Consider the following 24199-nt stretch of genomic DNA (forward strand, 5'->3'; position numbering starts at 1 on the left):
TGATAGGGATTAATTATTTACAAGGGACTTTTAATTATTTTACATGATATCAAGGAGGTAATTCTATGATTTTTCCAAACAAAATTCGTCCTAGTGATGAGATTCGTGTCGTCGCTCCTTCGAAAAGTATGTCAGTTCTCACAGAAGAACAAGTACAGATCGCTGTAGAGAGATTGAAAAAGCTAGGATTACAGGTCACTTTTGGCAAACATGTGATGGAATCCGATGAATTTTCCTCATCATCGATTACTTCAAGGGTGGAAGATCTTCATGACGCCTTTCGTGATCCGAATGTGAAAGGCATTCTAACGTCATTAGGTGGTCATAACTGTAATCAATTATTACGTTATCTTGATTATTCATTAATTGCACAAAATCCTAAAGTTCTGTGTGGTTATTCAGATATTACAGCTTTAAGTAATGCGATTTATGCAAAAACAGGAATGGTTTCTTACTCAGGACCGCATTTTTCTTCATTTGGTATGCTTAAAGATATTGAATATACGATCGAATATTTCAGCAAATGTGTGATGGAAGAGCCACCATTTCAGATTGCTCCTCCACAGGTATGGAGTGATGATCCTTGGTATCTCGATCAGGAGAATCGAACTTTTTATCCCCATGAAGGTTGGTTAACCTTGCATGAAGGGGAAGCAGAGGGCACTTTGATTGGCGGGAATCTCTGTACACTGAATCTTTTGCATGGGACCGAGTATATGCCGGACTTAAAAGATTCTATATTATTCATAGAAGATGATTATTCGGTGAATTACCAAGTTTTTGACCGTGATTTACAATCAGTACTCCATTTACCTAGTTTTTCAGGAGTAAAAGCGGTTTTAATCGGACGCTTCCAAAAACAATCTCAAGTCAGTGATGAACGATTAAAGCAGATCATTGCTACTAAAAAAGAATTGGCTCATCTGCCTGTTGTAGGCAATATAGATTTTGGGCATACCAACTCTCGATGTACATTACCAGTTGGCGGGCGAGCTAAGGTGGTAGCAAGTCAAGAAGGTGTCCAGTTTGAAATTCTAAACCATTAAGATGAGCTGACCGCTCAATCAACTGATGAGATTATGCCATCAAAAAAACAACTGCATGACTCGCAGTTGTTTTTTTGATGGCTTTTATCCTTTCAAGCGAAATAAGTGTGAATGAACAGCTTCGATTTCATTTCCCTCATGGTCAATAAACTCCAGTTCATCCATGTGTTTTTCTGAAAGATGGAAGAGCTCAATATCGTCGATCCGCCCATCATTAATTCGTTTGGTTAACTCTCGAGATAGGTAAACAGCGAGTGAATGAGTATGGTGAATCCCTTCGCCACCGATCTCTTTACCAGTCATTTCTAAGAAGTCAGGATCTTCTTTACAGATCGAGATCATGATTTGAAATGAAGACATTAATGTTCGTTGTTCCCGACGAATCTCCGCCTTTTCTAAAGCTTCGCGGATTCGTTGTTCCATTTCCCAGTTTGCCCAATTGCTCATGTTGTTCACCTCATGCTGTAATAGGAAGACAGTTTTCATCTTATCTATTTTTGATGGAGAATGGTGATGGCAAATTGGAGAAGGAATTTTGTGTGGGAATTGTAAATGATATGAATTGTAACTATTCCCTTTATCTCTATAAAAGAATGTATTTTTTCATTGACTTTTACCTTGGGGCAATCTTTTATCATAAAAATGTGAGAAAGGAGGGCAGACGCATGCTAACAATTGGGCAAATGGCCCGGATTTTTAACATCTCAACTAAAACCTTACGTCATTATGAGACCATTGGTCTTTTCTCACCAAGTAAAATAGGAGACAATCTCTATCGTTATTATCAATCCAATCAGATCAGTGTATTGCGAAATATTCTATTTTTACGTTCATTAGGAATGGGATTAGAACAGATTCGAGAATTAGAACAAAGTGGATCGATGAAAAATCCTAGAGTCATTAAAGTACATCTAGAAGGACATGCGGAAAGGATTCAGCAGGAAATCAACAGGCTACAAAATCAATTGGATCAAGTGTTAGAAATGATGAATCACATTACATTAGTTGGAGGGATGTATATGAAACCTCGTATTGTTACATTAGAAGAGTTTACGGTTGTAGGGATGGAGTATAGTAGTATTACAAGTGAAGGGACGATTGGAGAGCTTTGGGATCGATTTATTCCACATGAAGACGAGATCAAGAATCGAGTCAATCCCCAAGTTTCTTATGGAGTCTGCCATTTTTTAGGGGATGACGAGTTCGCTTATGTAGCAGGGTTTGAAGCACCTGCAGATGATCTACCTCCAGGAATGATTAGTAAGCAAATACCTACTCAAAAATATGCTGTATTTACTCATGTGGGTTCAGTGGATCAAATTAGCAAAACATTTGAGAAGGTCTTTGAATTTTGGCTCCCACAAAATCAGTTAGAACCGGTTAGAGGGATTGATCTGGAAGTTTATGATGAAAGATTCTTGGGACCTTTCCATGAACAATCGGAAGTTGATCTGTATATTCCGATTCGCTAAAATTAATAGTAGTAGGTGGAAATTGATCTTAAGTGGAGATTAAGAGAAGGTAAGTTAAATAGGTACCCCGACATTTCTATACTAAGACATTTTATGGAGACGGCACAAGGAAAGCCGTCTTTTTATATGCACTCAAATGGCTTTGCCGATGATGAAATTATGAAAGAAAAGATGGACCCGATTTTGAAGTTACCGATGCCCTAAACTCAACTTATCCAAATGAAATAAAAATGAAGATCTACATACCCATTAAAGAATAACTGGGGAGAGAAAATATGAATTTAGAAAGGATCTTGAAGATTTCCCAATATTGAAATCAACGAAAATATATTTGGGTATTACGAAATGATTCCTAACCCGTTTTTCTCTGAACGGGTTTTTATCTTTTAAAAAAAGAGAATTAGAAGGATCAATTAACAATAAGCGTATGGAATCGTATTGTTTTTTGAGTCACCAGCAATAGAGTTTAAGAAAACGTAGAAATTTTTTCATAATTGGGTATTGCAAAAAAATAATTTTGAATTTAATCTAAAACTAGATTGAAATCTCACTCTGTTTATATTAATATTACCATAAATACAATTTTTTAGATAATTTAATAAGGGGCTGTATTTATGACTACGATTGCTGATTGTTTGACACATCGGGCGCGGATCCATCCAGAGATGTTAGCGATTGAGGATGATCACCATCAGATTACATATGCCGAGTATGATCTTTTTACCAATCAATTGGCTCATTATCTAAAAGATCTCGGTGTTCAACATGGAGATCGAGTCGCAGTATTAAGTAGAAATCATTCTACAATGTTACTTGTTATGTTTGCTTGTGCCAAGATTGGAGCGATTATGGTTCCGCTAAATTCACGGTTAGCAGCCAATGAGCTTTCTTGGATTGTTCAAAACTGTGAAGCTAAGGTTTTATTTTATGAAGATTTATTTGAATGTTTAGTCACTAATGAACTACAAACTTTCTTGCAACATTTGATTCGTTTCAGTGCTGCGCGTACAGTACAGTCATTTTTACATACTTTTTCGGAGCAACCTCTGGAAACTAAGACCTCTGAAGAGGACCCAGTGATCATGATTTATACGTCAGGTACTACAGGTAAACCTAAAGGAGTCGTCATTGCTCATGAAAACTTAACCTTTGTTTGTCAAAACTTTGCGGTTGAGTTAGATGTTCGACAATATGATCGTTTTTTGCTCCCTACACCTTTGTTTCATATTAGTGGAGTTATGTTTAGTTTATTAAGTATTATGCGTGGAATGACGATGATTCTTTTACCTACCTTTCATCCTGTGGATATATGGAATTTTATTGATAACAAAAGAATCAATGTTATGATGGCAGTTCCCACGATGTTAAAGATTATGCTCCAAACGCTTAAAGGTCGCGAACATATCATTGAAAGTCTTCGTAATATCTATTGTGGGGGAGCACAGTTTCCGGCTAAGGCTATTCAAGAGTATGCTGATTTTGGTTACTCAATCCATCAAGTATATGCGTTAACTGAAACAAGTTGCTATCTGACTCATTGGTGGGATCACTTGGGTATGGAACATTCCCATTCGTTGGGCAAACCTTCTTATCTCGTTGATGTGGAGATTCGTCATCCTGATACAGGAGAAGTTTTACCGACGGGGGAACCAGGTGAAATTGTGACTCGAGGTAAACATATTTTCCAAGGCTATTGGAACAATATCGAAGAAACAGACAAAGTGCTTAAAGATGGTTGGTTCTTTACAAGAGATGTTGGCTATTTGGATGAACATGGCTTTTTACATATTTTAGATCGGATTAAGGATATGATTGCTTGTGGGGGTGAAAAAGTGTATCCTGCACAAGTAGAAGCTGTCGTTCAAGAGTTGGATCAAGTTCTAGAAGTAGCGGTGATCGGAGTGAAAGATCCAATCTGGGTAGAAATTCCGCGTGCTTATGTGGTCTTAAAGCAGGATCAATCGATCACAGAAGAAGAGATTTTGGAGTATGTACATAGTAAAATCTCTTCCTATAAACTTCAACAAGTTCATTTTATTGATGAGCTTCCGAAAAATGGGATGGGTAAAGTTGTGAAGTTTAAACTAAAAGAACAAGCACACCAAGAATTAGCTGCCTTGAATGAAGCTAGTATTTAAAATTAGTCAATGATTGAAGTGAAAAGCAAACTCGATTAGTCGCAATAGTACGTCTACTTTAGCGATATTATAACCCTATTACGATATCTGTAGTAGGGTTATTTCTTTTCTTAAATATTAATTATATGATGTTTAATAATAAGTCTCTTTGAAATTGATAAATATAAACAAGTTTGTAACACAAACAATAAAGGAGTAAAAAATGAACAATACCTCTCTTTCTAAAGAAGATCGTGTCCGAGGAGGATTTTGGGGGTTGTTGGTAGGGGATGCTTTGGGTGTTCCTTATGAATTTTCTAGTGCAGAGATCATTCCACCTCTCTCTCAAATTGAGATGAAGCCTCCAGAAGGATTTGTTTATGCTTATGAAGGTGTCCCTATTGGTACTTGGTCAGATGATGGGGCACAGGCCTTATGTCTCTTAGATTCTTTGCTCAGTTGTGGGAAAATGGATCCCGATGATTTTGCTAAAAGAATTTGTGAATGGTATCAAAATGGTTTATGGGCTGTAAATGGGATTGTATTTGATGTAGGGAATCAGACGGTTCAAGCAATTCGAGCTTATCAAAAGGGAGTCCCTGCACTAGAAGCTGGATTCGTTTATCCGGATGGAAAAGGGAATGGCGCTTTAATGAGAGTGCTTCCTTTAGCTTTGTGGCATCAAGGTTCAGATACTTCTCTCGTGATGGATGCTCATCTCTCTTCAGTTGTGACACATGGTCATGTATGTAATCAAGTCTGTTGTGCTTTATATTGTTTATGGGTAAGGAATCTATTGGAGGGATGGGAATATCAAGAAGGATATAAACTGGCCGTCAAAACATTACGTAACATTTATGGAGAGACAGGTAAACATCGGATTGAGTTGGAGCAAGTGATTCGGCCAGATGATGAACCGACCACAGATGGACAAGGATATGTAGTGAGTAGTCTTAATTGTGCACGGATTACCATTCAACAATCTAACTATGAACAAGTGGTTAAGGCTGCGATTACTTATGGACATGATACAGATACTAATGCAGCGATTGCAGGTGGATTGGCAGGGGTTCGGGATGGTATACAAATGATCCCAGGTAGATGGTTAGATGTATTAAGAAGTAGAGAGCAGGCTGAACGATTATTGGTGCAATTATTAGAGAGAGTTTATGATTAAGGCCAGATTAATCGTGGACAATTGATCTGAGATCCTAGTAAAGGTGGTACATATGGACATCAATCAGTATTTACATCGGATTCACATAAACCAAAGTGATGATCATCAAAACTCTTTGGAGTTGCTTCAAAAAATTCACAAACACCATCTACTATATGTCCCATTTGAAAATTTGGATATTCTTCTTCAACGCCCCTTATCCATGTCACCTGAACAGGTATTTGTTAAAGTGGTTGAAGAGGGCCGTGGTGGACTGTGCTATGAAGTAAATAGCTTGCTCTATCAGGTATTGCATGAATTGGGTTATCAGGTAGATTTGATTTCAGGTGGTTTCTGGAATTCAGAAAAAAGTAGCTGGGACCCTGAATGTTCTCATCTAGCATTAGCCGTTCATCTAGATCGACCTTATTTATTTGATGTAGGAGTTGGAGGCGGGTTTATCCATCCTATTCCATTTGTCAATGGACATATATACTCTGATCAAAGTGGAGATTATCGAATGGATCAAGACAGATCCAACCAAAATTTATTCATCTTGCAAAAACAAGAAGAGGGACAATGGAGAGATTTTATAAAGTTTGATACAACGCCCCGTAACCTAGAAGAGTTCGATGAGATGTGCACCCAGCTCCAATCGGATCTCAATTCCATCTTTACACAAAGTAGGGTATGTAGTCGCTTAACAGAGAATGGTAGAGTCTCTCTGTCAGAGGAATATCTAACAATCACCGTCCATGGAGAGAAAAAGAAATATCCAATTCATTCTGAAGAAGAGTGGCAACAACATTTATATGACTACTTCCAAATTAAATATCCCAGATAGATGAGGAATATAGGCCGGAAGTTAGTGATCCAAGTGAAAGAAACGAATGACCATTCTTGAATGAGGACGGTCATTCGTTTCTGTTTGATCTTCGGTAATTCTGATGGGAATTTTGCTCTTACAATAGTGGTGTGAAAAATAAACTATAAATGTGAAGGATCAGTATCTACTTCAACTAGGTAAATTCGTTTCCAAAGTATAACAAAGGAGAATCATGATGAAAAAACTTTGAATATACAGATCCGTCGAGCTAAGCCAACTGAAGCTAATCTTCTCGGCGATCTTTCTTTTCGCTCGAAAGCTTATTGGGGCTATGAACATGAATTGACTTGGATTACGAACCTGCAACAACAAGTGACAATACCGAAATCGTAGGGGGGTACCATTACGTGGCTACACAAAGGGCAAAGTAGAATTAATTTTACCCCATTGAACCAGTTATTTTTCAGTACTAAACAAATCCCTCTGGCATACACCAAGAGGGACTCAGTATCTAATTGATACTGGGAAGTTTATTAGTATACAGGTAATTGGAGTAATTCCAACGAAAAACTTGATAGAGAATGAATCGAAATAAAATCTTTTTATTCAATAATGAAATGCCATTATCTTAGTTCTGTAAGCTAAATTCAGCTGGTAGCTTTTCTTTGATAATTTTTTCCCATCCGCCATTCATAATGTTATGAATCACCGAGTGAGGCTGTCCAAACTCGGTGACTTTTTCTGCATCCCAGCCAGAATGAATTAGTGTAAACTCTGTTTTTCCATCTTCTAACTTTTTTACTTCGAAAGTAAGATGCCAGTCTTTACCCCAGTCAAAACGGATCCGGTTTAGAGGAATGATTTCTGTTACTTTACAAGGTGAATCACCAAATTGGCCTGTATAAAGAACGAAATTACGTCCCAGAATAGGTTCAAAAGTATTTGGCATCCACCATGAAGCAATCCCTTCTGAGGATGCAATGGCTTTCCATACTTTTTCAATCGGAGCATTGAGGATAACCGTTTTACAGATTTTCGGTAAAGCTCCTTCAATTTTCATAACTGTTCCCCCAAGTGTTTCTATATATCATTTATGTTATGTCTTTATGTCAAATGCTTTTTCTTGCTTGATTATTCCCTTTTATCCTGTTCATCATTCTGATCGTTTGTTTTGAGATGATAAAAACGATAAAGACTACATCTTCGGAATAGGGCTTGATTCAAAATTAATTAGATTGCTTTAACTGTATGTAGGAGGTGTTCATAAAGTTAATAGTAGTTCAATCTATGCTCCTATGAACATGGGTGTATTTTATTAGTTGATCTTTTATGTGTTTTAATTATATATAATTTGATGTATTAAAGATTGTAGCAAGGAATTGATAAGGAGAATCTTTGTAATGAATAATAATGGCATCATTGAAATTGATGGTTTTCGATTCGTATATCAAATAGAAGGGGAAGGGGTTCCTGTACTTGTAGTTGGTAGTAAAGTTTATTATCCTCAATTATTTTCCAAAGAGATAAGAAAAGATTTGAAACTTATTTTTATTGACCATAGAGGTCATGTAAAGCCGCCTCGAGAGTTAAAGCCAGAGGATTATACATTGGATCGAATTTTAGAGGATATTGAGGTCATAAGAAAAGCACTTCATTTAGACGACTTTGTTATAATGGGACATTCAGGAAATGCTTTTCTTGCCTTGGAGTATGCCATCAAATACCCAAAATATGTTCGAAAAATAATTTTGTTGAACGCCGCACCGACAAATAGTCAAGGGAGACAAGAACAAAGCATTGCCTATTTTAATAAATATGCAAGTCCAGAAAGAAAACAGAAGTTTGAGAGAGAGATTGCATTACTAGCAAGCGATATCGCAAGAGAGCCCGAAAGACGGTTTGCCCACATGTGTATCCGTATGGGGGCACACAGTTTTTATGATTATACATTCGATGCATCTTATATGTGGGATGGAGTGTACACAAGTATGAAAGTCATTGATTACTTGTGGGGAGAAGTTTTTGGACAATTAAATATGATCCAGTCGTTAAGTAAGGTTGATAGACCAGTGTTCCTTGGTTTAGGAAAATATGATTATTTGGTGGGTCCTTGCTCATTGTGGGATTCGATTGAACAGAAGTTTACCAATGTAAACAAAGTGATTTTCGAACATAGTGGGCACAATCCAATGTTTGAAGAACCCGATTTATTTGATGCTTATTTAACCAAATGGATTTATAAAGACATCTGTCGCCCTATATAAAAATGTTTGAAGAAGGATTTGAACATCATGTTATATGTCTATAAAATCTCACAGTAGCCTCGGCCATCTCAAGGATCTTATCGTGTAGTTCTCTTGGTTGAATAACTTTCATTTGGTCAGCAAACCCTAAAATGTATCCCTTTGCCTCGTCTTCTGTATCAAAAGAAAGTTTAACAGAGATCCATCCTTCTTGGTTTTTATTTTCAATCTCTACATCTTGGATAAACCGGTCGGTGAATTTTAACCTAGGTAAGATTGAGGGAGAAGCTTCTACCCATACCTCATAGTTAGGCAGGCTCTCTATGAATGCTTTTGTTGAAGACGTCCAATATTGATCAAGGTTAAAGTCTTTAGGTCTTTCAAATGTTTCACTCATAGGTTCGACAGATTTAATCCGTGAGATCCTGTAATTACGGATTGCACCATTATCTTGAGAGGCAACCAAGTACCAGCGACTTCCCTTAGCTACCAGTCCCAATGGCTCTACAACACGTTTATTCGTTTTTCCATCTGCACGTTGGTATTCAATTTTCAATTTGTTTTCTTGCCATATGGTGTTTTTAAGGATATCAAAAGTTACCATTTTTTCTTTTCGCTTTCGCCATGTACTCGTGTCAATATGAATACGACTCCACACCTCTTTAGCATTTTCACGATAAATTGAAGGAAGTGATGCAATTAGTTTAGTTCTTGCTTCTTTTGAAGTTTGGGCTAATCCCAGATCATCAAGTAATTGTACAGAAGGAGAAACAAATAAGGTACGTATTTCAGGTTCTTTTAAACCTGTTAAATTTGTCCGGTATCCCTCTAATAATGACCATCCACCGTTTTTACCACGCTCGGCAATAACAGGAATCCCTGTTTGACTTAAGGCTTCCATGTCTCTATAAATGGTTCGCTCGGAAACTTCTAATCTCTCTGCTAATTCTTTAGCTGTCATTTGGCCGTATGATTGTAGTAATAAAAGAATAGATATCAGTCGATCCCCTCTCATAGCAATCCACCTTTTCATTTGTTTGATCTTAACTATTTAATTAAATATGACAAAGGTTGTCAAGAATGATCCTTTATGATGAAGGTATCATCCATATGAAGGGAATGGTATATGTGAAACCGTTAAATGGAAAGGTGGCTCTTGTAACAGGAGCAAGTAGGGGAGCTGGGCGTGGTATTGCTGTCGAATTGGGGAAAGCTGGAGCGATTGTTTATGTCACTGGACGTAGCACCAAAGGAAACTCTACGAATGATTGGCCTGGAACCATAGATGAAACAGTTTCACAAATAGAAGCATCGGGAGGAGTTGGTGTAGCAGTTCGTTGCGACCATACAAATGATTCTGAAACAGAAGAGGTAATCAACCGAATCCGAAAAGATCAAGGAAAATTAGATATTCTTGTCAATAATGTATGGGGCGCACATGATTTAGGAATCGAAGCCAAACCTTTTTGGGAATTGCCATTGAAACATTGGGATACGATGTTTACTGCTGGTGTTCGTGCCCAATTGGTAACGAACCATTTCGCTATTCCATTGCTTCGTGAGAATAAACAAGCTTTGATCATTCATACTACTTTTTGGGACGAAGACAAATACACTGGACATTTTTATTATGACTTGGCTAAGAATTCGTTAGTTCGTATGGCTTACGGATTGTCAATAGAATTAAAACATGACAATATTGCTGTTCTCGCGGTATCACCTGGTTTTATGCGAACCGAGCTCGTGTTAAAACACCATCAAGCAGATGAAGAACATTGGCAGGACTCTGAAGAATTAGCCAGAACTGAAACTCCTTACTATATTGGACGTGGAATAAAAGCATTAGCTTGTGATCCCCATGTAATCGAGAAGAGTGGACAGGTGCTAAAAGTCGGCGATTTGGCTAAAGAATATCAGTTTACTGATCTCGATGGGAGATTCGTTCCACCGTTTACATTATAGGGTTTGATCTATCTGATGTAATAGCTTCACACAATCTAGCTATTACCTTGACAAAGAATCATATATTGTGTGAAAATAATTAAGAATACGTATCCATAGATAATAGGAAAACAAAGTGAGTGAATGCGATGAGATTCAGGAAAGCGCTTACAACAAATCGCATAATGATCTCCTCTTGTAAAAAGGGGCTGTGTGGAAGCTAAGAACTTCCGCACAGCCCCTTTAGTTTGTTAACGTAGAGAAAGGAGTGGATTGAATGATTGAAGAACGAATGGCCAATTCATTGAAAGCGATTCCAATTATTTTGGATGGAAAGGGGGTGACACCTGAGGAGGTAGCAACTGTCGCTTTTCAAAATGAGAGTGTAAGTTTGGGTGAGGAAGCCATCAAGCGAGTCATTAAGTGTCGCCAGATGGTTGAGGATTTGGTAGCTACAGATCAAGTCGTCTATGGTGTGACCACAGGATTTGGCAAGTTTAGTGATGTTCATATCTCATCTGAAGATGTAGAAGCACTTCAGATGAACCTCATTCGTAGTCATGCGTGTGCTGTGGGGAGTCCACTTCCTGAGCCTACGGTTCGTTCTTTGATGTTGTTAAGAGCAAATGCTTTGGCCAAAGGACATTCAGGAATTCGTTTGGAAACATTACAGCTTTTAGTTGAGTGTATCAATCGTGGGGTACATCCTGTCATTCCAAGTCAAGGCTCGCTAGGTGCGAGTGGTGACTTAGCTCCTTTGTCACATTTAGCATTGGTCTTGATGGGGGAGGGAGAAGCCTTCTTTCAAGGGAAACGGATGTCTGGGATGGAAGCTTTGGTACAGGCTGGGTTAAGCCCGATTACATTACAAGCTAAGGAAGGGCTTGCGTTAATCAATGGAACTCAGGCAATGACCTCGATCGGAACTTTAGCGTTAATGAAAGCGGAAAGACTAAGTCGAATGGCAGATATTATTGCTGCTCTAACATTAGAATGTCTACGTGGGATTCCTGAAGCTTTTATAGACGAGGTTCATCAGGTTCGTCCATATCCGGAACAGATCAGAGTTGCAGCTAATCTTCGTCAGTTGTTAACAGATAGTCAGTTAACTACCAAACAGGGCGAAATTCGTGTCCAAGATGCTTATTCCCTTCGTTGTTTACCGCAAGTGCATGGGGCGACTCGTCAAGTATTAACCTATGTTCGTGATAAAATTTCGATTGAGATTAATTCTGCAACTGATAATCCATTGTTATTTGTCGATGAAGAAATGGTGATCTCTGGTGGGAATTTTCATGGACAACCGATTGCATTTGCGATGGACTTTTTAAAGATCGGCATGAGTGAGTTGGCCAATATCTCGGAACGACGTACAGAAAGATTGGTAAATCCCGCATTATCTGGAGGGTTACCTGCTTTTCTGAGTCATCAACCAGGAATTGCTTCAGGGATGATGATTTTACAATATACAAGTGCTTCCCTTGTTTCTGAAAATAAGGTTTTGGCTCATCCAGCTAGTGTCGATTCGATTCCATCTTCAGCAAATCAAGAGGATCATGTATCGATGGGAACGACTGCTGCTCGACATGCAGATCAGGTGGTTGAAAATGTTGCTAAGGTATTAGCGATAGAATTGATCTGTGCGGCTGAAGCAGCTGATTTTGTAGGGAACGATCGGTTATCTCCAGCGACACATGTGTTGTATGACCAATTAAGAACGATTGTTCCTCCCGTGTGGGAAGATCGTTCATTGAGTCAAGAGATTGAGAAGGTATCTGTTGAACTGATAAAGGGTAATTGGCTTCAAGCTGTTGAAGCTGTTTCAGGTCCACTTTTTTAAGAAAAGAGGGATTCGATGCGAAAAATTGATCTACTCAACCCACCGGAAATCATCCGTCAATCCCATTGGCGAGATCGATATGAAACAAAGGTATCACAGTGGTTAAGGCCTTGGAATGGTGAAGAGGATCTAGAGGTTGGCTTGATTGGGCTTCCTTTGTCAAAAACCTCGATCAGTATTTCAGGTGCTTCTACTACACCTAATGTACTACGGGAATTGTTTGCCAATGTGACGACTTATAATATTGACCATGATGTTGATCTACAAGAGTTAAAAGCCTATGACCTAGGTGATATTCAGATGCATATGACAGATTTGCTTCGGTGTCACACTCATATCGAACAAGGGCTTAATAACGTTTATAAAGCGTTACCCAAGCTTTTTCCGATTCTCGTAGGTGGGGATCATTCAGTTACTTGTCCTTCTGTGAAAGCATTTAAGAAAAGATATAAAGGCAAAGTAGGAATTGTTCAGCTTGATTCTCATATGGATGTGCGCAATTTGGAGGACGGGGGACCGACCAACGGGACTCCGATTCGAGGGCTGATCGAGTCTGGAACGGTGGAGGGGTGTCATATTGCACAGATTGGGTTGCATAGTTTCGCCAACTCCAAACATTATCGGGAATATGCACAATCGAAAGGTATTACTGCATTTACGGCAAGACAAGTTGCTCGAGAAGGGATCGAAACGCTCGTTGATGAGTCGATGAAGATTGCAGGAAATGGCACAGAAGCCATTTATGTGACTGTCGATATGGATGTTCTTGATCAAGCTTATGCACCTGGAGTTCCTGCGATGGTAGCAGGCGGAATGACTTCGTGGCAGTTATTAGATGCGGTTTATCTCCTTGGGCAAAATCCAAAGGTTTTAGGTTTTGATGTTGTTTGTGTAGATCCTATGCAAGATTATCGTAGAGCGACAGTTCGTATGACATTACATGTGCTTCTAACTTTCCTAACAGGATATATGAATAGAAAAGCTTGTTCCAACGAAAAGGATAATGGGAGAGATGAAAAATGACTGAATCAACCAAACGTGTCATTCGTGCACCACGAGGTGAAAACTTAAACACCAAAGGATGGCAACAAGAAGCAGTTCTCCGCATGTTGATGAACAATCTGGACCCAGAAGTAGCGGAACGCCCTGAAGATCTGGTTGTCTATGGAGGAATTGGGAAGGCGGCTCGTAATTGGGAGAGCTTTGATCAAATTGTCGATTGTTTAAAGCATTTAGAAGATGATGAAACCTTATTAATTCAGTCAGGAAAGCCAGTAGGGATTTTTCGAACACACTCGCAATCACCTAGGGTCTTAATCTCTAATTCAGTCCTCGTTCCTGCTTATGCCAATTGGGAAACCTTCCATGAGTTAGACCAAAAGGGTTTGATGATGTATGGACAGATGACAGCAGGTAGTTGGATTTATATTGGCACACAAGGGATCTTACAAGGAACTTTTGAAACTTTTGCTGAAGCAGCTCGCCAACATGCAAATGGATCTTTAAAAGGAACCCTTACGCTCACCGCAGGACTTGGAGGAATGGGAGGAGCTCAGCCACTGGCTGTCACGATGAATGAAGGAGTAGTGATTGGTGTTGATGTGGATGCTTCTCGGATTCAACGTCGAATCGATACCCGCTATTGTGATGTGATGGTGGATCATTTAGATGAGGCTTTGAAACTAGCCAATGAGGCGAAAGCAGAAGGAAAGCCCTTGTCGATTGGTCTAGTTGGAAATGCGGCTGAAATTTTTCCTGAGTTTGTGAAGAGAGGAATCGTTCCTGACTTTGTCACTGATCAAACTTCTGCACATGATCCGTTAAATGGCTATGTTCCTATTAGATATTCTGTAGAGGCTGCAGCAGAGTTGCGTACCCAAGATCCAACAAAATATATCCAACTATCAAAGCAGTCTATGGCTACACATGTACAAGCCATGTTAGATCTTCAGAAGATGGGTTCCGTGGTTTTTGATTATGGTAATAATATTCGCCAAGTCGCTTTTGATGAGGGAGTCAAAGAAGCTTTTAAATTCCCTGGATTTGTACCTGCTTATATTCGTCCACTCTTCTGTGAAGGAAAAGGACCATTCCGTTGGGTGGCTCTTTCTGGGGATCCTGAAGATATCCATAAGACGGATGAATTAGTCCTAAAGCTTTTTCCTGAAAACGAACATTTACGCCGTTGGATTACAATGGCTCAAGAGAAAGTTGCTTTTCAAGGTTTGCCTTCACGAATCTGCTGGTTGGGATATGGAGAACGAGTGAAAATGGGATTGGCCATGAATGAGATGGTTCGTAAGGGAGAATTATCTGCTCCGATCGTGATTGGACGAGATCATCTTGATTGTGGTTCAGTTGCTTCACCTAACCGTGAGACAGAAGCGATGAAGGATGGTAGTGATGTTGTGGGGGACTGGGCGATTTTGAATGCTTTGGTCAATACGGCTTCGGGTGCTAGCTGGGTATCTGTTCATCACGGTGGTGGGGTAGGCATGGGTTATTCCCTCCACGCGGGTATGGTTGTTGTTGCGGATGGATCGAAAGAGGCAGATGAAAGGTTATCTCGTGTGCTAAACACAGACCCTGGGATGGGAATCATTCGTCATGCTGACGCTGGATATGATTCAGCCATTCAAACCGCTAAAGAGCGTGGAGTTCGTGTGCCGATGCTTGGTATTTAAGCTTGAGACCAATGAGTTTGTTAATTATGAAATAGGAGGGTACTGTTTTGAAAAATAGTACAGTCGATCTACTGGTTTATAACATCGGTTCACTAGTCACCATGCAGGGGTCTCCAAATCCTCGGACAGGGTGTGAAATGTCTGAGGTAGGGATCATTGAAAAGGGAGCCATCGCCGTTCAACAAGGAAGCATCATTGCGATCGGTACAGAGGAAGAGGTACGTACCCAAGTAGCAAAGATGACCATTATTAAAGAGTTGGATGCCCAAGGACAACTAGTAACTCCCGGTTTAGTAGACCCCCATACACATTTAGTCCATGGAGGATCTCGAGAACACGAATTATCTTTAAAATTAAAAGGTGTCTCTTATCTAGAGATTTTGGAAGAAGGGGGCGGAATTTTAAGTACAGTTCGTGCCACTCGTGAAGCATCTGAAGCAGAGCTTTACGATCAAGCAAAAAAAAGTTTAGATCTCATGTTGCTTTTTGGAGCGACAACCGTTGAGGCAAAAAGTGGTTACGGATTATCCACTGAAGATGAGTTAAAACAGTTACGAGTCGCTCAACAATTAGACCAAAATCATCCCGTAGAGTTGGTATCCACTTTTTTAGGGGCTCATGCAATCCCTACTGAGTATCAAGGACGCTCAGGTGAATATGTGGACTTAGTGATTCATGAAATGTTACCCGAAGTGAAACGTCAAGGATTGGCTGAATTTTGCGATGTGTTTTGTGAAAAAGGTGTTTTTTCTGTTGAAGAGAGCCGCCGCATTTTAACAGCCGCCAAAGAGATAGGTTTTGGATTGAAAATTCATGCAGATGAAATTGAACCCTTAGGTGGAGCTCAACTCGCAGGAGAATTAGGGTGTATTTCCGCAGAGCATTTGCTCGTTGCTACTGATGAAGGGTTTGAAGCCATGAAGGAGGCTGGTGTTGTAGCGATTTGTTTACCAGCGACCTCATTTAATTTACGCCTTCAGAAGCATGCGAGAGCGAGAACGATGATCGATCTGGGGGTTCCTGTAGCTTTATCCACCGATTATAACCCTGGAAGCTCTCCAACGGAATCATTGCAGTTAGTGATGACATTGGGTTGTCTCAATCTGGGGATGACACCTGAAGAAGTAATCACGGCAATGACGATCAATGCAGCTCATGCGATTGGACGGGCAGACCGAATTGGTAGTTTAGAGGTAGGGAAACAGGCGGACCTAGTCATTTATAATGCTAAGAATCTTGCTTATCTTCCGTACCATTTTGGAATTAATCATGTAAATACAGTGGTGAAAAAAGGAGAAGTGGTGGTATTGGAAGGAAGAATACTAAACTAATATCGAAATTCGTTCTTATTACTCTTCCAGATAAATCTGTGTAGAAAACCTCTAATATTATATTGCACAAAAAGAACGGAGAATCCTCTGCTCCCCGTTCTTTTTGTTTTATGGTTCTCCCTTTTTTACCCATTCTGCCAATGTTTCGAAGCAGAAAAAGCTGAAAGAAAATAAAGTAAAAAACCCAATCCGATGGAGACAAAATTGTAAAGTGTACCCTTTGTAAAGGACATTTAAAAAACCTAGGCAGTTTTAGAACCGAGAATCCCCCACCTCTTAGTAATCGGCTTAGCTGGTGGGAGTGTTCAAGAGAATGTTTTTTTTCTAATGATGAATTCTGCTATAAGTAGATTAAGAATCCAGCATAACCAGACAGCTATCGTGTAGGCATTTCCATAGGAAAAATTCATAGCGTTATGGGCAATGGCTACGATTATATAAATAGTCATATTCGCAAAGGAAAGAAAGAAACTTCGAACGATCCATTGACTATGTAAGGTTACTTTTTGTCTCTTGATATACCAATAACCAAGGATAGTTGTTCCAAGCCATAATGTATTTAAAATAAGAAACCCTATTGTGCTTGGCCATCCCCCAGTTGCAAAGAAAGAGATGTAGACTCCGGGAATGAAATTTAAAATGATAGACAAGACATACACTCTGCCATTCCAACGGTGGAACTTGATAGATTTCACTCGTATTCTTTTAATAACTCCTAATGGGCCAGTGAGAAGCGAAATAATAGCCAGCAAAATATGAATTCGGATCATTAAAATCCATAGGGATTTATCTGTTAGAATCAGATCTTTTCTAGAAATAAATGTTTCGAAAGTAGGATCAACCATAAAATTCTTTGAAAATGTATGGAATATCCACATGATTGGGAGGATTAAAATAATTATTCCAATGGTTTTTTTCATTAGGTTTATTCCTCCATTGAATGTTTAGGAAAACAAACTGCGATTTGTCATCATAAAGATCGAACCAATGATGAGTAAAAATGTGATCCAGTTGTACCATTTTAACTTTGACACATGTTCTAATAATTTCTTCTTAGGGTTCTCTGTAATTAAATACATCGTCCCCACTCCATTTTAAGAAATACGATGTCCAGTTAATTTAGATGAGGGAAGCATTCCAGCTTTTGCTTCACCATACATCTTGTTTCCAACTACAGTAACGATAAATTTTAAAGTAAGACGCATGGGGTTAGTCACTTTCATAGACCACTTTAATTGATTCCCTTCAAGTACAGGGTTGTCTAAAGCGACAATCTCCTCTCCTTGCTTTGCAGTTCCTGCTATTTGTCCATCTTTAGAAGTTAAATCTAATAAAACGGAAAGTTTTCCAATAGGAGTGGAAATTGTAGTATCCCATTCCCCTTGAAAATTAACATTCTTATTAGCTTGGATAGAGGAATGATCCTTTGTCGCTTCAATTGGATTTTCTTGTTGGCTTTCTTTAGGTGCATTTCCTTCAGCTTTCCAAACCGTACCCCTACGTTCATACTCAAATAATTGCTCCACAGCGAGTGCGATCCGAGGGCCTAATTCTCGTTCAACTAAGTAAAGGGCAACATCGAGCCCTGAAGTAACGCCACCGCCAGTAACAAGATCACCATCATCTACGATACGGGCATTAACTGGAATAGCGTTGGTAGCACTCAAAAGATCCATTCCCATATGATGCGTTACTGCATGGCGGCCTTCCAATAAACCATCCATTGCTAAAATGAGAGAACCGCCACAAACTGTGGAAAGTAAAATATCAGCTTTCTTCATTGCTTCTCGTAATAGATTGCTTAATTCAGTTTCAGCGGCTTTTTTTAATTTTACTGGAATGGAATCTGGCCCATTATCATGAACAGTACCAGATGCTCCCGGAACAAGAATGATCCCTTTACGGGATAAATCGAATTTACCAGTTGCTTGAAGTTTTAATTGATTAATTCCACTTGTAATCATTCCCGCACCTTCAGCGGACACAAGCTCTACTGTTATCTCCGCATCGGAGAACATGGCAGCAGCAGAAAATACCTCATATGGTGCAATGACATCTAATAAATCAAATCCATCAAATAAAACAATTTGAACATGCATACTTATTACCTCCATTTTAAAATAATGATCAGCTGAAACCATCCGGTCTAATTTGAGATTGTGACGCTTGAGGTTTTTCTTATTTTGTAAGAAGATCTTTCAACCTCTGATATTCTGCCTCGTCAAGTTCGCCCTTGGCTAACCGGCTTTGAAGAATCGAGGTGATGTTTCGGTCTTCTTGCTTGGAAGCACTATAACGATATCGAATTTCAAACATTCGAACCGCCGCAAAACAGAAAAGGGTAAGGCAAAACAATGCACCGAATGGAAAGAATGCGAAACTGTTATTTTCGAACCCCATTTGAAGATCCTCCTTTCAAGTAGTTAAAGAGTGGGCGAAACATTTTACTTAGTTTGTAGTGGATATTCGCTGGTCGTTCACAATGAAAGAATAACCTTTAAGTGTCACAAACGATGGTACAAAAAAGTCACGAAACAATCACAATGCATTATCAAACCTATAACTTTGCTTGTTCCTTATTGAAAAAATGATAAACTAAAAACGAGATTTGATTGATTGGTTTATTTAGGGAGAGTCGTCGGAGGAAAGGTGGGATTTTCATAAAGGAATTACAGACGATCCTAGTCGTGGACGATGATAAAAGCATTGCCGAACTATTGAGGGACTTCTTAGAAAATGACGGTTTTCATGTGGAAACTGCTTATGATGCCACTGAGGCACTGGCTGTGCTTAAGCAAGGTACAATTCATTGCATTATACTTGACATCATGATGCCAGGAAAGAATGGTTTCGAGTTATGTCGACAAATTCGTATGGAAAGCAACGTCCCCATCCTTTTCTTGAGTGCTCGCAGCGATGATGTAGATAAGATTCGTGGTCTGGCACTTGGAGGAGATGATTATATAGTTAAAACCGCTTCACCGGGTGAGATTGTTGCCAGAGTGAAGGCAGTATTACGACGCTCCAGTTCTCACCAAGAATTGAAGAGGAGGGTCTTGGATCATGGACGTCTTACGCTGGATTTGTCCACAAGAGAAGTATTTGTAGAAGGGCGACCCATCTCACTCACACCGAAAGAGTATGATTTGCTGCTATTGTTTGCCGAACATCCAAAATATGTTTTTTCATATGATCAATTACTTGGAAAATTTTGGAATGGAATTGGCGACAAACATACCATTCGCGTCCATTTAAGCCGACTTCGTGAGAAAATTGAAGCCGATCCGAATGATCCACAATTCATAGTCAATGTATGGGGCATCGGCTATCGTTTCAAAGGTGAATAAAATGAAAACAATTCGCATTCGTAAGTTTACAATACTCAGCTTATTTCTCATCTTCACTCTGCCATGGTTATTTTATGTAGCTGCGCATTTTATTGAAACGAAAACTTTCAGGTTAGGAATGGATGATTCTAAACAAGAGAATGTGGAAGCAACGATTCGCTTGATCGAGACAAACACCGATAAATGGACAAACCCTGCTTGGCAAGAGCAATTGAGCAGACAGTTAGAGAAAATGAATATGGATGTGTCGATTCTATCTAACTCCAATCAGGAGATTTTCCGAACGGACTATGAACGGGAGCCATCCTTTACGCGAACAGAACATTTTTCGATCATTCAGGATGATCAAGTACTTGGAAGGGTTGCTATTTATCAAGCAAATTCAAAATTAACTCAAATGATTGCGGCAATCGTTGGTCTATTATTGGCTTTTTTTATTGTCGGATATGCCATTCGAAGATATATTCTCATACCTCTGGAGAAAACGAGCCAGTGTGCTCGGCAGATTGCAGAAGGAGATTTGGATGTCCAGTTACCATCATCTAGGATCACAGAAATTGCTGAAGTTCATGACGGATTTAAAGTGATGGTAGATGGTCTAAATAAATCTTTTCAAAAACAAGTGGAATTAGAAGATGAACGGCGATTTGTGATTGCTGCTGTCGCCCATGATTTACGGACACCGTTATTCGCATTACGGGGTTATTTGGACGGCCTAGAGAAAGGCATTGCTAATTCGCCGGATAAAATGGCAAAATATTTGGCGGTTTGTAAGGAAAAATCAGCGCAATTGGACCGACTTGTAGAGGAGCTTTTTACATTTACAACGACAGAATATTTAGATGTGGAAATTAAAGAAAACATGGTTGATTTTCCACTTGTATTACAGAAGTCGATTGACAGCCTGAATCCTTTAGCTCGGAAAAAGCACATCTCGATTATCGTGGATCATTTTGGGGAGGATTGCGTAATCATGGGCGATCTGCACTTACTAGAGCGAGCCATGAACAATTTATTGGATAATGCGGTCAGACATACACCATGCTACGGTAAGGTTCTTGTCCAATGCTCTAAGAATGATAACAAAGTGATCTTTACTGTTCAGGATACAGGGGAGGGTTTCTCCTCGGAGGACCTCCAACGAGTATTTGAACCACTATATCGTGGGGAAGCATCGAGAAATCGTTCAACCGGAGGTGTCGGGTTAGGGTTGACTATTTCAAAAAAAATCATTAGGCGACATGGAGGTGACCTAGTGGTAGATAACCATTCAGATGGTGGTGCACTCCTGAGAGGTTGGATCCCCTCCATTGGCTAACAACTCTCTGTTCTTGTTTTGGACCTAACCAAAAACAATGAGATGAACAGGATACAAATTATTTTTGCTGCTTGGTAGATTGATTAATGACTTTTACGCAAAGAGATACTTTATGGAAAATTAAACAGCCCAGAAAATCAGCAAAATCTGATTTTCTGGGCGTTGATTTTAGTTTAGCGTAAATAAAATTAGTAGCCAAATTAAACCCTCTTGTTACACAAGGAAACTGATAAAAAGGAGATGAATTTGAATTCAATTAAAGATGCTGGAATGTATGTATGTATGTATGTAAAGCAGGAGATATGGCAATCCGTAAAGCACGAACTGGGTAAAAGGGTTTGCAAAGAACCAAAAAGTCAAGCGTACACAAGGAGCAGGAACAATTTCAAGAAAGTAATTATTTCAATGAGAAATCTAAAGAACGCTTTGAACACTCCCACCACCTAAGCCGATGGCTAAGAGATGGAGTGATGAAAACAGTCCAATTGCTCAATTTTAATACTGAGGAATTGGACTGTTTATATATTTCCTTTATTTATAAATCCACGATGGGATTTTTATACTCATGTAGTTTTTATATGGATCGATTCTAAGTGGGAACAATCTGCATACTGAACTATTTTTGCTTGTTTTTCATCCAGTTCAATCATACTTAGGCTTGCGGAGTGCATATAAGGGTCTGCCCATAACTTATCTAAAGGTTGATTTTCAAAGTAGTTCATCAATCGTTTTAAAAAAACAGAGTGGGAGACGACCAGAATTTGCTGCCCCTTATGTTGTTGAATCCATTGGTTAACGCTAGTAAGTGCTCTCTCTAAAACTTTAGTAAAGGTTTCTCCGTTATTCACAGGAGAATAAAGATGGGGTTCATACCAAAAATGATGATATTCTTGTGGATCTTTTTCTTTCACTTTGTCGAAAGTTTGGCCTTCCCATGCACCCAAATCCATCTCGAGTAGATTAGAGTCATTAATCACTGGGATATCTCGTTCCCCTCTAATTATTTCAGCAGTTTGAACAGCTCGTTCACTAGGGCTTGAATAGATCAGATCAATCGGAGTCTCTTTAAGTCGGTTCCCGAGTAATTGAGCTTGTTGAATTCCTAATGATGTTAAAGGAGAGTTTTTTCTTCCTTGCATTTTTTTCTCTATATTCCATTCTGTCTCTCCATGTCTTGTTAAGTAAAGTTTCAGCATATTTGTTCACCTGTTTTTTCCAAAAATGAATCATTCCATGGTTTGTTTACAAACAACTTTTGTTCCTACGATCCAGTCATAAAACGTTTTTCTTTTCTTATTAGTCAATGGACTTAAGAGGTATATGAAAGCTGCGAGATTGGCTGTACTTAGGATCATTAAAACAGTAGTCTCAGAAAATTGAGTAGGGAGCGATAACTGCCATATACCGAAATGAGCGAGTTCCCAAGGAAGAAACTTAATAGCTGTCCGAATCGTTGAGTGAAAGAGTCCAATCCGTTGCCCCGTGTTGTTAACCACACGGATGGCCATTTTCTGTTTTCCCCATGTTCCTTGCCATCTTGAACACTCACACAATATAAAATAGAGTGAAACAGGCAACGTGATTATTAAAAAGCCTGTCAATTCAGCCGTTACTGGGGAGTTTGAAAATAAGGGAAGAAAAAATGGCTGAAATAAAAAAGAAAGGGTACCCACAACGAAAATGAGGTAAACACTAATAACAAGGTAATCCAATAAGAAGGCGAAAATGCGTTTTTTCAATGGCGCATAAGACTGCGAATCGGGTCGTATGACACTTTCCTCCCCATCGTTGAATTAAGCTTTTAAGTTTGCTTCAAGAGAATCAGGGTTTCACTAGACTTCTAAATGAGATATTTTAGAAAATTCACTCTAAATTTCCTTGAATTTGAAGATGGTTTTTCCAAAAGGAGTATAGGAAAAACCATCTTTTTAATAGCTAGGAGTACTTTTTATTCACTGGTTGTTTCCTTAACGATTTTAGTTACTTCGCCCCGTGTTAGTTTTTCTTCACCTGCTTCAACAGCATTAAGTGTGGCGTAAGCAAGCGCAAGAGGGATTTTACAAAAATCAAGAACAGTTTCTGATTTAATACTTTCAATGTAGATATCAGCTAATGCCAGATTGCGTCGAGCATAGGCAAACATCTCCTTGAAACCCCACCCATCCGGAAAGAAGTCTACACCTCGGGCCAGATCTTCATCACGATTACGTATAATATTGACCGCTTGTAATCCACGACCATAAGCAATAGCAAGATCTTGGTCAGTCTCTGTTCCATCATACCATTTCCAAAGATCATTTAGCATGACGCCGACCAAACCAGCCACATAAAAGGTGTAATCATCCAATTCCTCTTCGGTGTGAACAATCCATCCTTTAGAAACCCACTTAGCCATACCTTCAGCCATGATTGCCGTTGATTGATAAACATCAGGTTGCACTTCTGTAGGAGTTAATTTTGCCCAATCACTCAATCGGAGAGTGACCTCAGGCAACTGGGATCGATAAGGCTCAAATACTTGTGTTAGATCCTCATCACTAAAAGGGGTTTTCAATATCTTACTAATTGATTGTAAGAGATTAATTTTAATTTCAGTTGGCATTTGAGAGTCATCTTCAACTTCATCAATGGCTCTCATACAAAGATAGGCGGATGCGACAGCCTCTTTGATGCCTGGCGACAAACGGTCGATGGGGATGAAGAAGGTTCGACTGGTTGCCAGTAGCATCTCCATCGCTTCCTTATGTAGGTCTGTCATTTTACTCATATTCGGCTTAGCCTCCAATTTACATTAGATCTTCAGGGAGATCTGCAACATACTCTAGTTTAGCAAAAGTATTTTGAATGTAAAATGTAAACCTCATACATTTTTCAGATT

Annotated in this window: 24 protein-coding genes and 1 pseudogene; 15 read left to right on the forward strand and 10 right to left on the reverse strand. The window is 39.2% G+C overall.

Going from position 1 to position 24199, the window contains the following annotated elements:
* Nucleotides 1–68 precede the first annotated feature (68 nt).
* Nucleotides 69–1046, forward strand: a complete 978-nt coding sequence (locus EDD58_RS09940; RefSeq protein WP_131925390.1) for a S66 family peptidase — start codon at nt 69–71, stop codon at nt 1044–1046.
* 84 nt (nt 1047–1130) lie between these two features.
* Here EDD58_RS09940 and EDD58_RS09945 read toward each other — a convergent pair whose 3' ends face one another.
* Nucleotides 1131–1493 carry a hypothetical protein gene (locus EDD58_RS09945; protein ID WP_165875923.1) on the reverse strand — a complete coding sequence of 121 codons (363 nt, stop codon included), beginning with the start codon at nt 1491–1493 and terminating at the stop codon, nt 1131–1133.
* Nucleotides 1494–1711: 218 nt separating this feature from the next.
* Here EDD58_RS09945 and EDD58_RS09950 point away from each other — a divergent pair, with 218 nt between their 5' ends.
* From EDD58_RS09950 to EDD58_RS14885, 5 genes are all read left to right on the forward strand, one after another.
* Nucleotides 1712–2518: an effector binding domain-containing protein gene (locus tag EDD58_RS09950; RefSeq protein ID WP_165875924.1), complete on the forward strand. Its 807-nt coding sequence runs from the start codon at nt 1712–1714 to the stop codon at nt 2516–2518.
* Nucleotides 2519–3132: 614 nt separating this feature from the next.
* Nucleotides 3133–4656 carry a class I adenylate-forming enzyme family protein gene (locus EDD58_RS09960; RefSeq protein ID WP_131925152.1) on the forward strand — a complete coding sequence of 508 codons (1524 nt, stop codon included), beginning with the start codon at nt 3133–3135 and terminating at the stop codon, nt 4654–4656.
* Between the two features lie 202 nt (nt 4657–4858).
* Nucleotides 4859–5812 carry an ADP-ribosylglycohydrolase family protein gene (locus EDD58_RS09965; RefSeq protein ID WP_131925155.1) on the forward strand — a complete coding sequence of 318 codons (954 nt, stop codon included), beginning with the start codon at nt 4859–4861 and terminating at the stop codon, nt 5810–5812.
* A 52-nt stretch (nt 5813–5864) separates the two neighbouring features.
* Entirely contained in the window at nt 5865–6635 is a 771-nt protein-coding gene (locus EDD58_RS09970; RefSeq protein WP_131925158.1) for an arylamine N-acetyltransferase family protein, read from the forward strand.
* Between the two features lie 228 nt (nt 6636–6863).
* Entirely contained in the window at nt 6864–7010 is a 147-nt protein-coding gene (locus EDD58_RS14885; RefSeq protein ID WP_165875925.1) for a hypothetical protein, read from the forward strand.
* A gap of 235 nt (nt 7011–7245) precedes the next feature.
* On the opposite strand, the gene EDD58_RS09975 is transcribed toward EDD58_RS14885, so the two are convergent.
* On the reverse strand, nt 7246–7677 hold the full coding sequence (locus EDD58_RS09975; protein ID WP_131925160.1) for an SRPBCC family protein: 432 nt from the start codon (nt 7675–7677) through the stop codon (nt 7246–7248).
* Nucleotides 7678–8017: 340 nt separating this feature from the next.
* Between EDD58_RS09975 and EDD58_RS09980 the strand changes: the two genes are divergently transcribed.
* A complete protein-coding gene (locus EDD58_RS09980) occupies nt 8018–8881 on the forward strand; it encodes an alpha/beta fold hydrolase (protein WP_131925162.1) in 864 nt (287 codons plus the stop codon).
* A gap of 25 nt (nt 8882–8906) precedes the next feature.
* Here EDD58_RS09980 and EDD58_RS09985 read toward each other — a convergent pair whose 3' ends face one another.
* Nucleotides 8907–9875, reverse strand: a complete 969-nt coding sequence (locus EDD58_RS09985; RefSeq protein WP_131925164.1) for a helix-turn-helix transcriptional regulator — start codon at nt 9873–9875, stop codon at nt 8907–8909.
* Nucleotides 9876–9988: 113 nt separating this feature from the next.
* Between EDD58_RS09985 and EDD58_RS09990 the strand changes: the two genes are divergently transcribed.
* The 5 genes from EDD58_RS09990 to hutI all read left to right on the forward strand — a co-directional run bounded on the left by EDD58_RS09990 (nt 9989) and on the right by hutI (nt 16656).
* A complete protein-coding gene (locus tag EDD58_RS09990; protein ID WP_131925393.1) occupies nt 9989–10822 on the forward strand; it encodes an SDR family NAD(P)-dependent oxidoreductase in 834 nt (277 codons plus the stop codon).
* 256 nt (nt 10823–11078) lie between these two features.
* Complete coding sequence (hutH, locus tag EDD58_RS09995) at nt 11079–12641, forward strand: histidine ammonia-lyase (protein WP_131925166.1); 1563 nt, start codon at nt 11079–11081, stop codon at nt 12639–12641.
* Between the two features lie 15 nt (nt 12642–12656).
* Complete coding sequence (locus EDD58_RS10000) at nt 12657–13664, forward strand: agmatinase family protein (protein WP_131925168.1); 1008 nt, start codon at nt 12657–12659, stop codon at nt 13662–13664.
* On the forward strand, nt 13661–15325 hold the full coding sequence (hutU, locus tag EDD58_RS10005) for a urocanate hydratase (protein ID WP_131925170.1): 1665 nt from the start codon (nt 13661–13663) through the stop codon (nt 15323–15325). The genes EDD58_RS10000 and hutU overlap by 4 nt, the downstream gene beginning before the upstream one ends.
* A gap of 101 nt (nt 15326–15426) precedes the next feature.
* A complete protein-coding gene (gene hutI / locus EDD58_RS10010; RefSeq protein WP_243648714.1) occupies nt 15427–16656 on the forward strand; it encodes an imidazolonepropionase in 1230 nt (409 codons plus the stop codon).
* 305 nt (nt 16657–16961) lie between these two features.
* Here the strand turns inward: hutI and EDD58_RS10015 are convergent, their stop codons facing one another.
* The 4 genes from EDD58_RS10015 to EDD58_RS10025 form a co-directional block, all read right to left on the reverse strand.
* On the reverse strand, nt 16962–17576 hold the full coding sequence (locus tag EDD58_RS10015; protein WP_131925174.1) for a DUF2306 domain-containing protein: 615 nt from the start codon (nt 17574–17576) through the stop codon (nt 16962–16964).
* Nucleotides 17577–17600: 24 nt separating this feature from the next.
* A complete protein-coding gene (locus EDD58_RS15280; RefSeq protein ID WP_279389112.1) occupies nt 17601–17735 on the reverse strand; it encodes a hypothetical protein in 135 nt (44 codons plus the stop codon).
* 15 nt (nt 17736–17750) lie between these two features.
* Entirely contained in the window at nt 17751–18755 is a 1005-nt protein-coding gene (locus tag EDD58_RS10020) for a DJ-1/PfpI family protein (protein WP_131925176.1), read from the reverse strand.
* Nucleotides 18756–18834: 79 nt separating this feature from the next.
* Nucleotides 18835–19056, reverse strand: coding sequence for an SHOCT domain-containing protein (locus tag EDD58_RS10025; RefSeq protein ID WP_131925178.1), 222 nt, complete (start codon nt 19054–19056; stop codon nt 18835–18837).
* A 260-nt stretch (nt 19057–19316) separates the two neighbouring features.
* Here EDD58_RS10025 and EDD58_RS10030 point away from each other — a divergent pair, with 260 nt between their 5' ends.
* From EDD58_RS10030 to EDD58_RS15150, 3 genes and pseudogenes are all read left to right on the forward strand, one after another.
* Complete coding sequence (locus tag EDD58_RS10030; protein WP_131925395.1) at nt 19317–20003, forward strand: response regulator transcription factor; 687 nt, start codon at nt 19317–19319, stop codon at nt 20001–20003.
* 1 nt (nt 20004) lies between these two features.
* Entirely contained in the window at nt 20005–21321 is a 1317-nt protein-coding gene (locus EDD58_RS10035; RefSeq protein WP_131925180.1) for a sensor histidine kinase, read from the forward strand.
* A 182-nt stretch (nt 21322–21503) separates the two neighbouring features.
* A pseudogene (locus tag EDD58_RS15150) lies at nt 21504–21752 on the forward strand (IS5/IS1182 family transposase); the annotation flags it as partial.
* 132 nt (nt 21753–21884) lie between these two features.
* Here the strand turns inward: EDD58_RS15150 and EDD58_RS10040 are convergent.
* From EDD58_RS10040 to EDD58_RS10050, 3 genes are all read right to left on the reverse strand, one after another.
* Complete coding sequence (locus EDD58_RS10040; RefSeq protein WP_131925182.1) at nt 21885–22517, reverse strand: histidine phosphatase family protein; 633 nt, start codon at nt 22515–22517, stop codon at nt 21885–21887.
* 30 nt (nt 22518–22547) lie between these two features.
* The gene (locus EDD58_RS10045; RefSeq protein ID WP_243648706.1) at nt 22548–23060 is read right to left on the reverse strand and encodes an RDD family protein; all 513 of its coding nucleotides are present in this window, start codon (nt 23058–23060) and stop codon (nt 22548–22550) included.
* A gap of 209 nt (nt 23061–23269) precedes the next feature.
* Complete coding sequence (locus EDD58_RS10050) at nt 23270–24088, reverse strand: squalene/phytoene synthase family protein (protein ID WP_131925186.1); 819 nt, start codon at nt 24086–24088, stop codon at nt 23270–23272.
* Nucleotides 24089–24199 lie beyond the last annotated feature (111 nt).

The sequence above is a fragment of the Hazenella coriacea genome (assembly GCF_004341825.1).
Taxonomy (GTDB): domain Bacteria; phylum Bacillota; class Bacilli; order Thermoactinomycetales; family Thermoactinomycetaceae; genus Hazenella; species Hazenella coriacea.

Bases quoted from the DNA above. Each gene is read 5' to 3' on its own strand.
- EDD58_RS10035 (WP_131925180.1), top strand. From the start codon at position 20,005: ATGAAAACAATTCGCATTCGTAAGTTTACAATACTCAGCTTATTTCTC.
- EDD58_RS10040 (WP_131925182.1), bottom strand. From the start codon at position 22,517: ATGCTGAAACTTTACTTAACAAGACATGGAGAGACAGAATGGAATATA.
- EDD58_RS10020 (WP_131925176.1), bottom strand. From the start codon at position 18,755: ATGCATGTTCAAATTGTTTTATTTGATGGATTTGATTTATTAGATGTC.
- hutH (WP_131925166.1), top strand. From the start codon at position 11,079: ATGATTGAAGAACGAATGGCCAATTCATTGAAAGCGATTCCAATTATT.
- EDD58_RS10015 (WP_131925174.1), bottom strand. From the start codon at position 17,576: ATGAAAAAAACCATTGGAATAATTATTTTAATCCTCCCAATCATGTGG.
- EDD58_RS09965 (WP_131925155.1), top strand. From the start codon at position 4,859: ATGAACAATACCTCTCTTTCTAAAGAAGATCGTGTCCGAGGAGGATTT.
- EDD58_RS09950 (WP_165875924.1), top strand. From the start codon at position 1,712: ATGCTAACAATTGGGCAAATGGCCCGGATTTTTAACATCTCAACTAAA.
- EDD58_RS09985 (WP_131925164.1), bottom strand. From the start codon at position 9,875: ATGAGAGGGGATCGACTGATATCTATTCTTTTATTACTACAATCATAC.
- EDD58_RS09945 (WP_165875923.1), bottom strand. From the start codon at position 1,493: ATGAGCAATTGGGCAAACTGGGAAATGGAACAACGAATCCGCGAAGCT.
- EDD58_RS10000 (WP_131925168.1), top strand. From the start codon at position 12,657: ATGCGAAAAATTGATCTACTCAACCCACCGGAAATCATCCGTCAATCC.
- EDD58_RS10050 (WP_131925186.1), bottom strand. From the start codon at position 24,088: ATGAGTAAAATGACAGACCTACATAAGGAAGCGATGGAGATGCTACTG.
- hutU (WP_131925170.1), top strand. From the start codon at position 13,661: ATGACTGAATCAACCAAACGTGTCATTCGTGCACCACGAGGTGAAAAC.
- hutI (WP_243648714.1), top strand. From the start codon at position 15,427: ATGCAGGGGTCTCCAAATCCTCGGACAGGGTGTGAAATGTCTGAGGTA.
- EDD58_RS09980 (WP_131925162.1), top strand. From the start codon at position 8,018: ATGAATAATAATGGCATCATTGAAATTGATGGTTTTCGATTCGTATAT.
- EDD58_RS09960 (WP_131925152.1), top strand. From the start codon at position 3,133: ATGACTACGATTGCTGATTGTTTGACACATCGGGCGCGGATCCATCCA.
- EDD58_RS15280 (WP_279389112.1), bottom strand. From the start codon at position 17,735: ATGTATTTAATTACAGAGAACCCTAAGAAGAAATTATTAGAACATGTG.
- EDD58_RS10025 (WP_131925178.1), bottom strand. From the start codon at position 19,056: ATGGGGTTCGAAAATAACAGTTTCGCATTCTTTCCATTCGGTGCATTG.
- EDD58_RS09970 (WP_131925158.1), top strand. From the start codon at position 5,865: ATGGACATCAATCAGTATTTACATCGGATTCACATAAACCAAAGTGAT.
- EDD58_RS09975 (WP_131925160.1), bottom strand. From the start codon at position 7,677: ATGAAAATTGAAGGAGCTTTACCGAAAATCTGTAAAACGGTTATCCTC.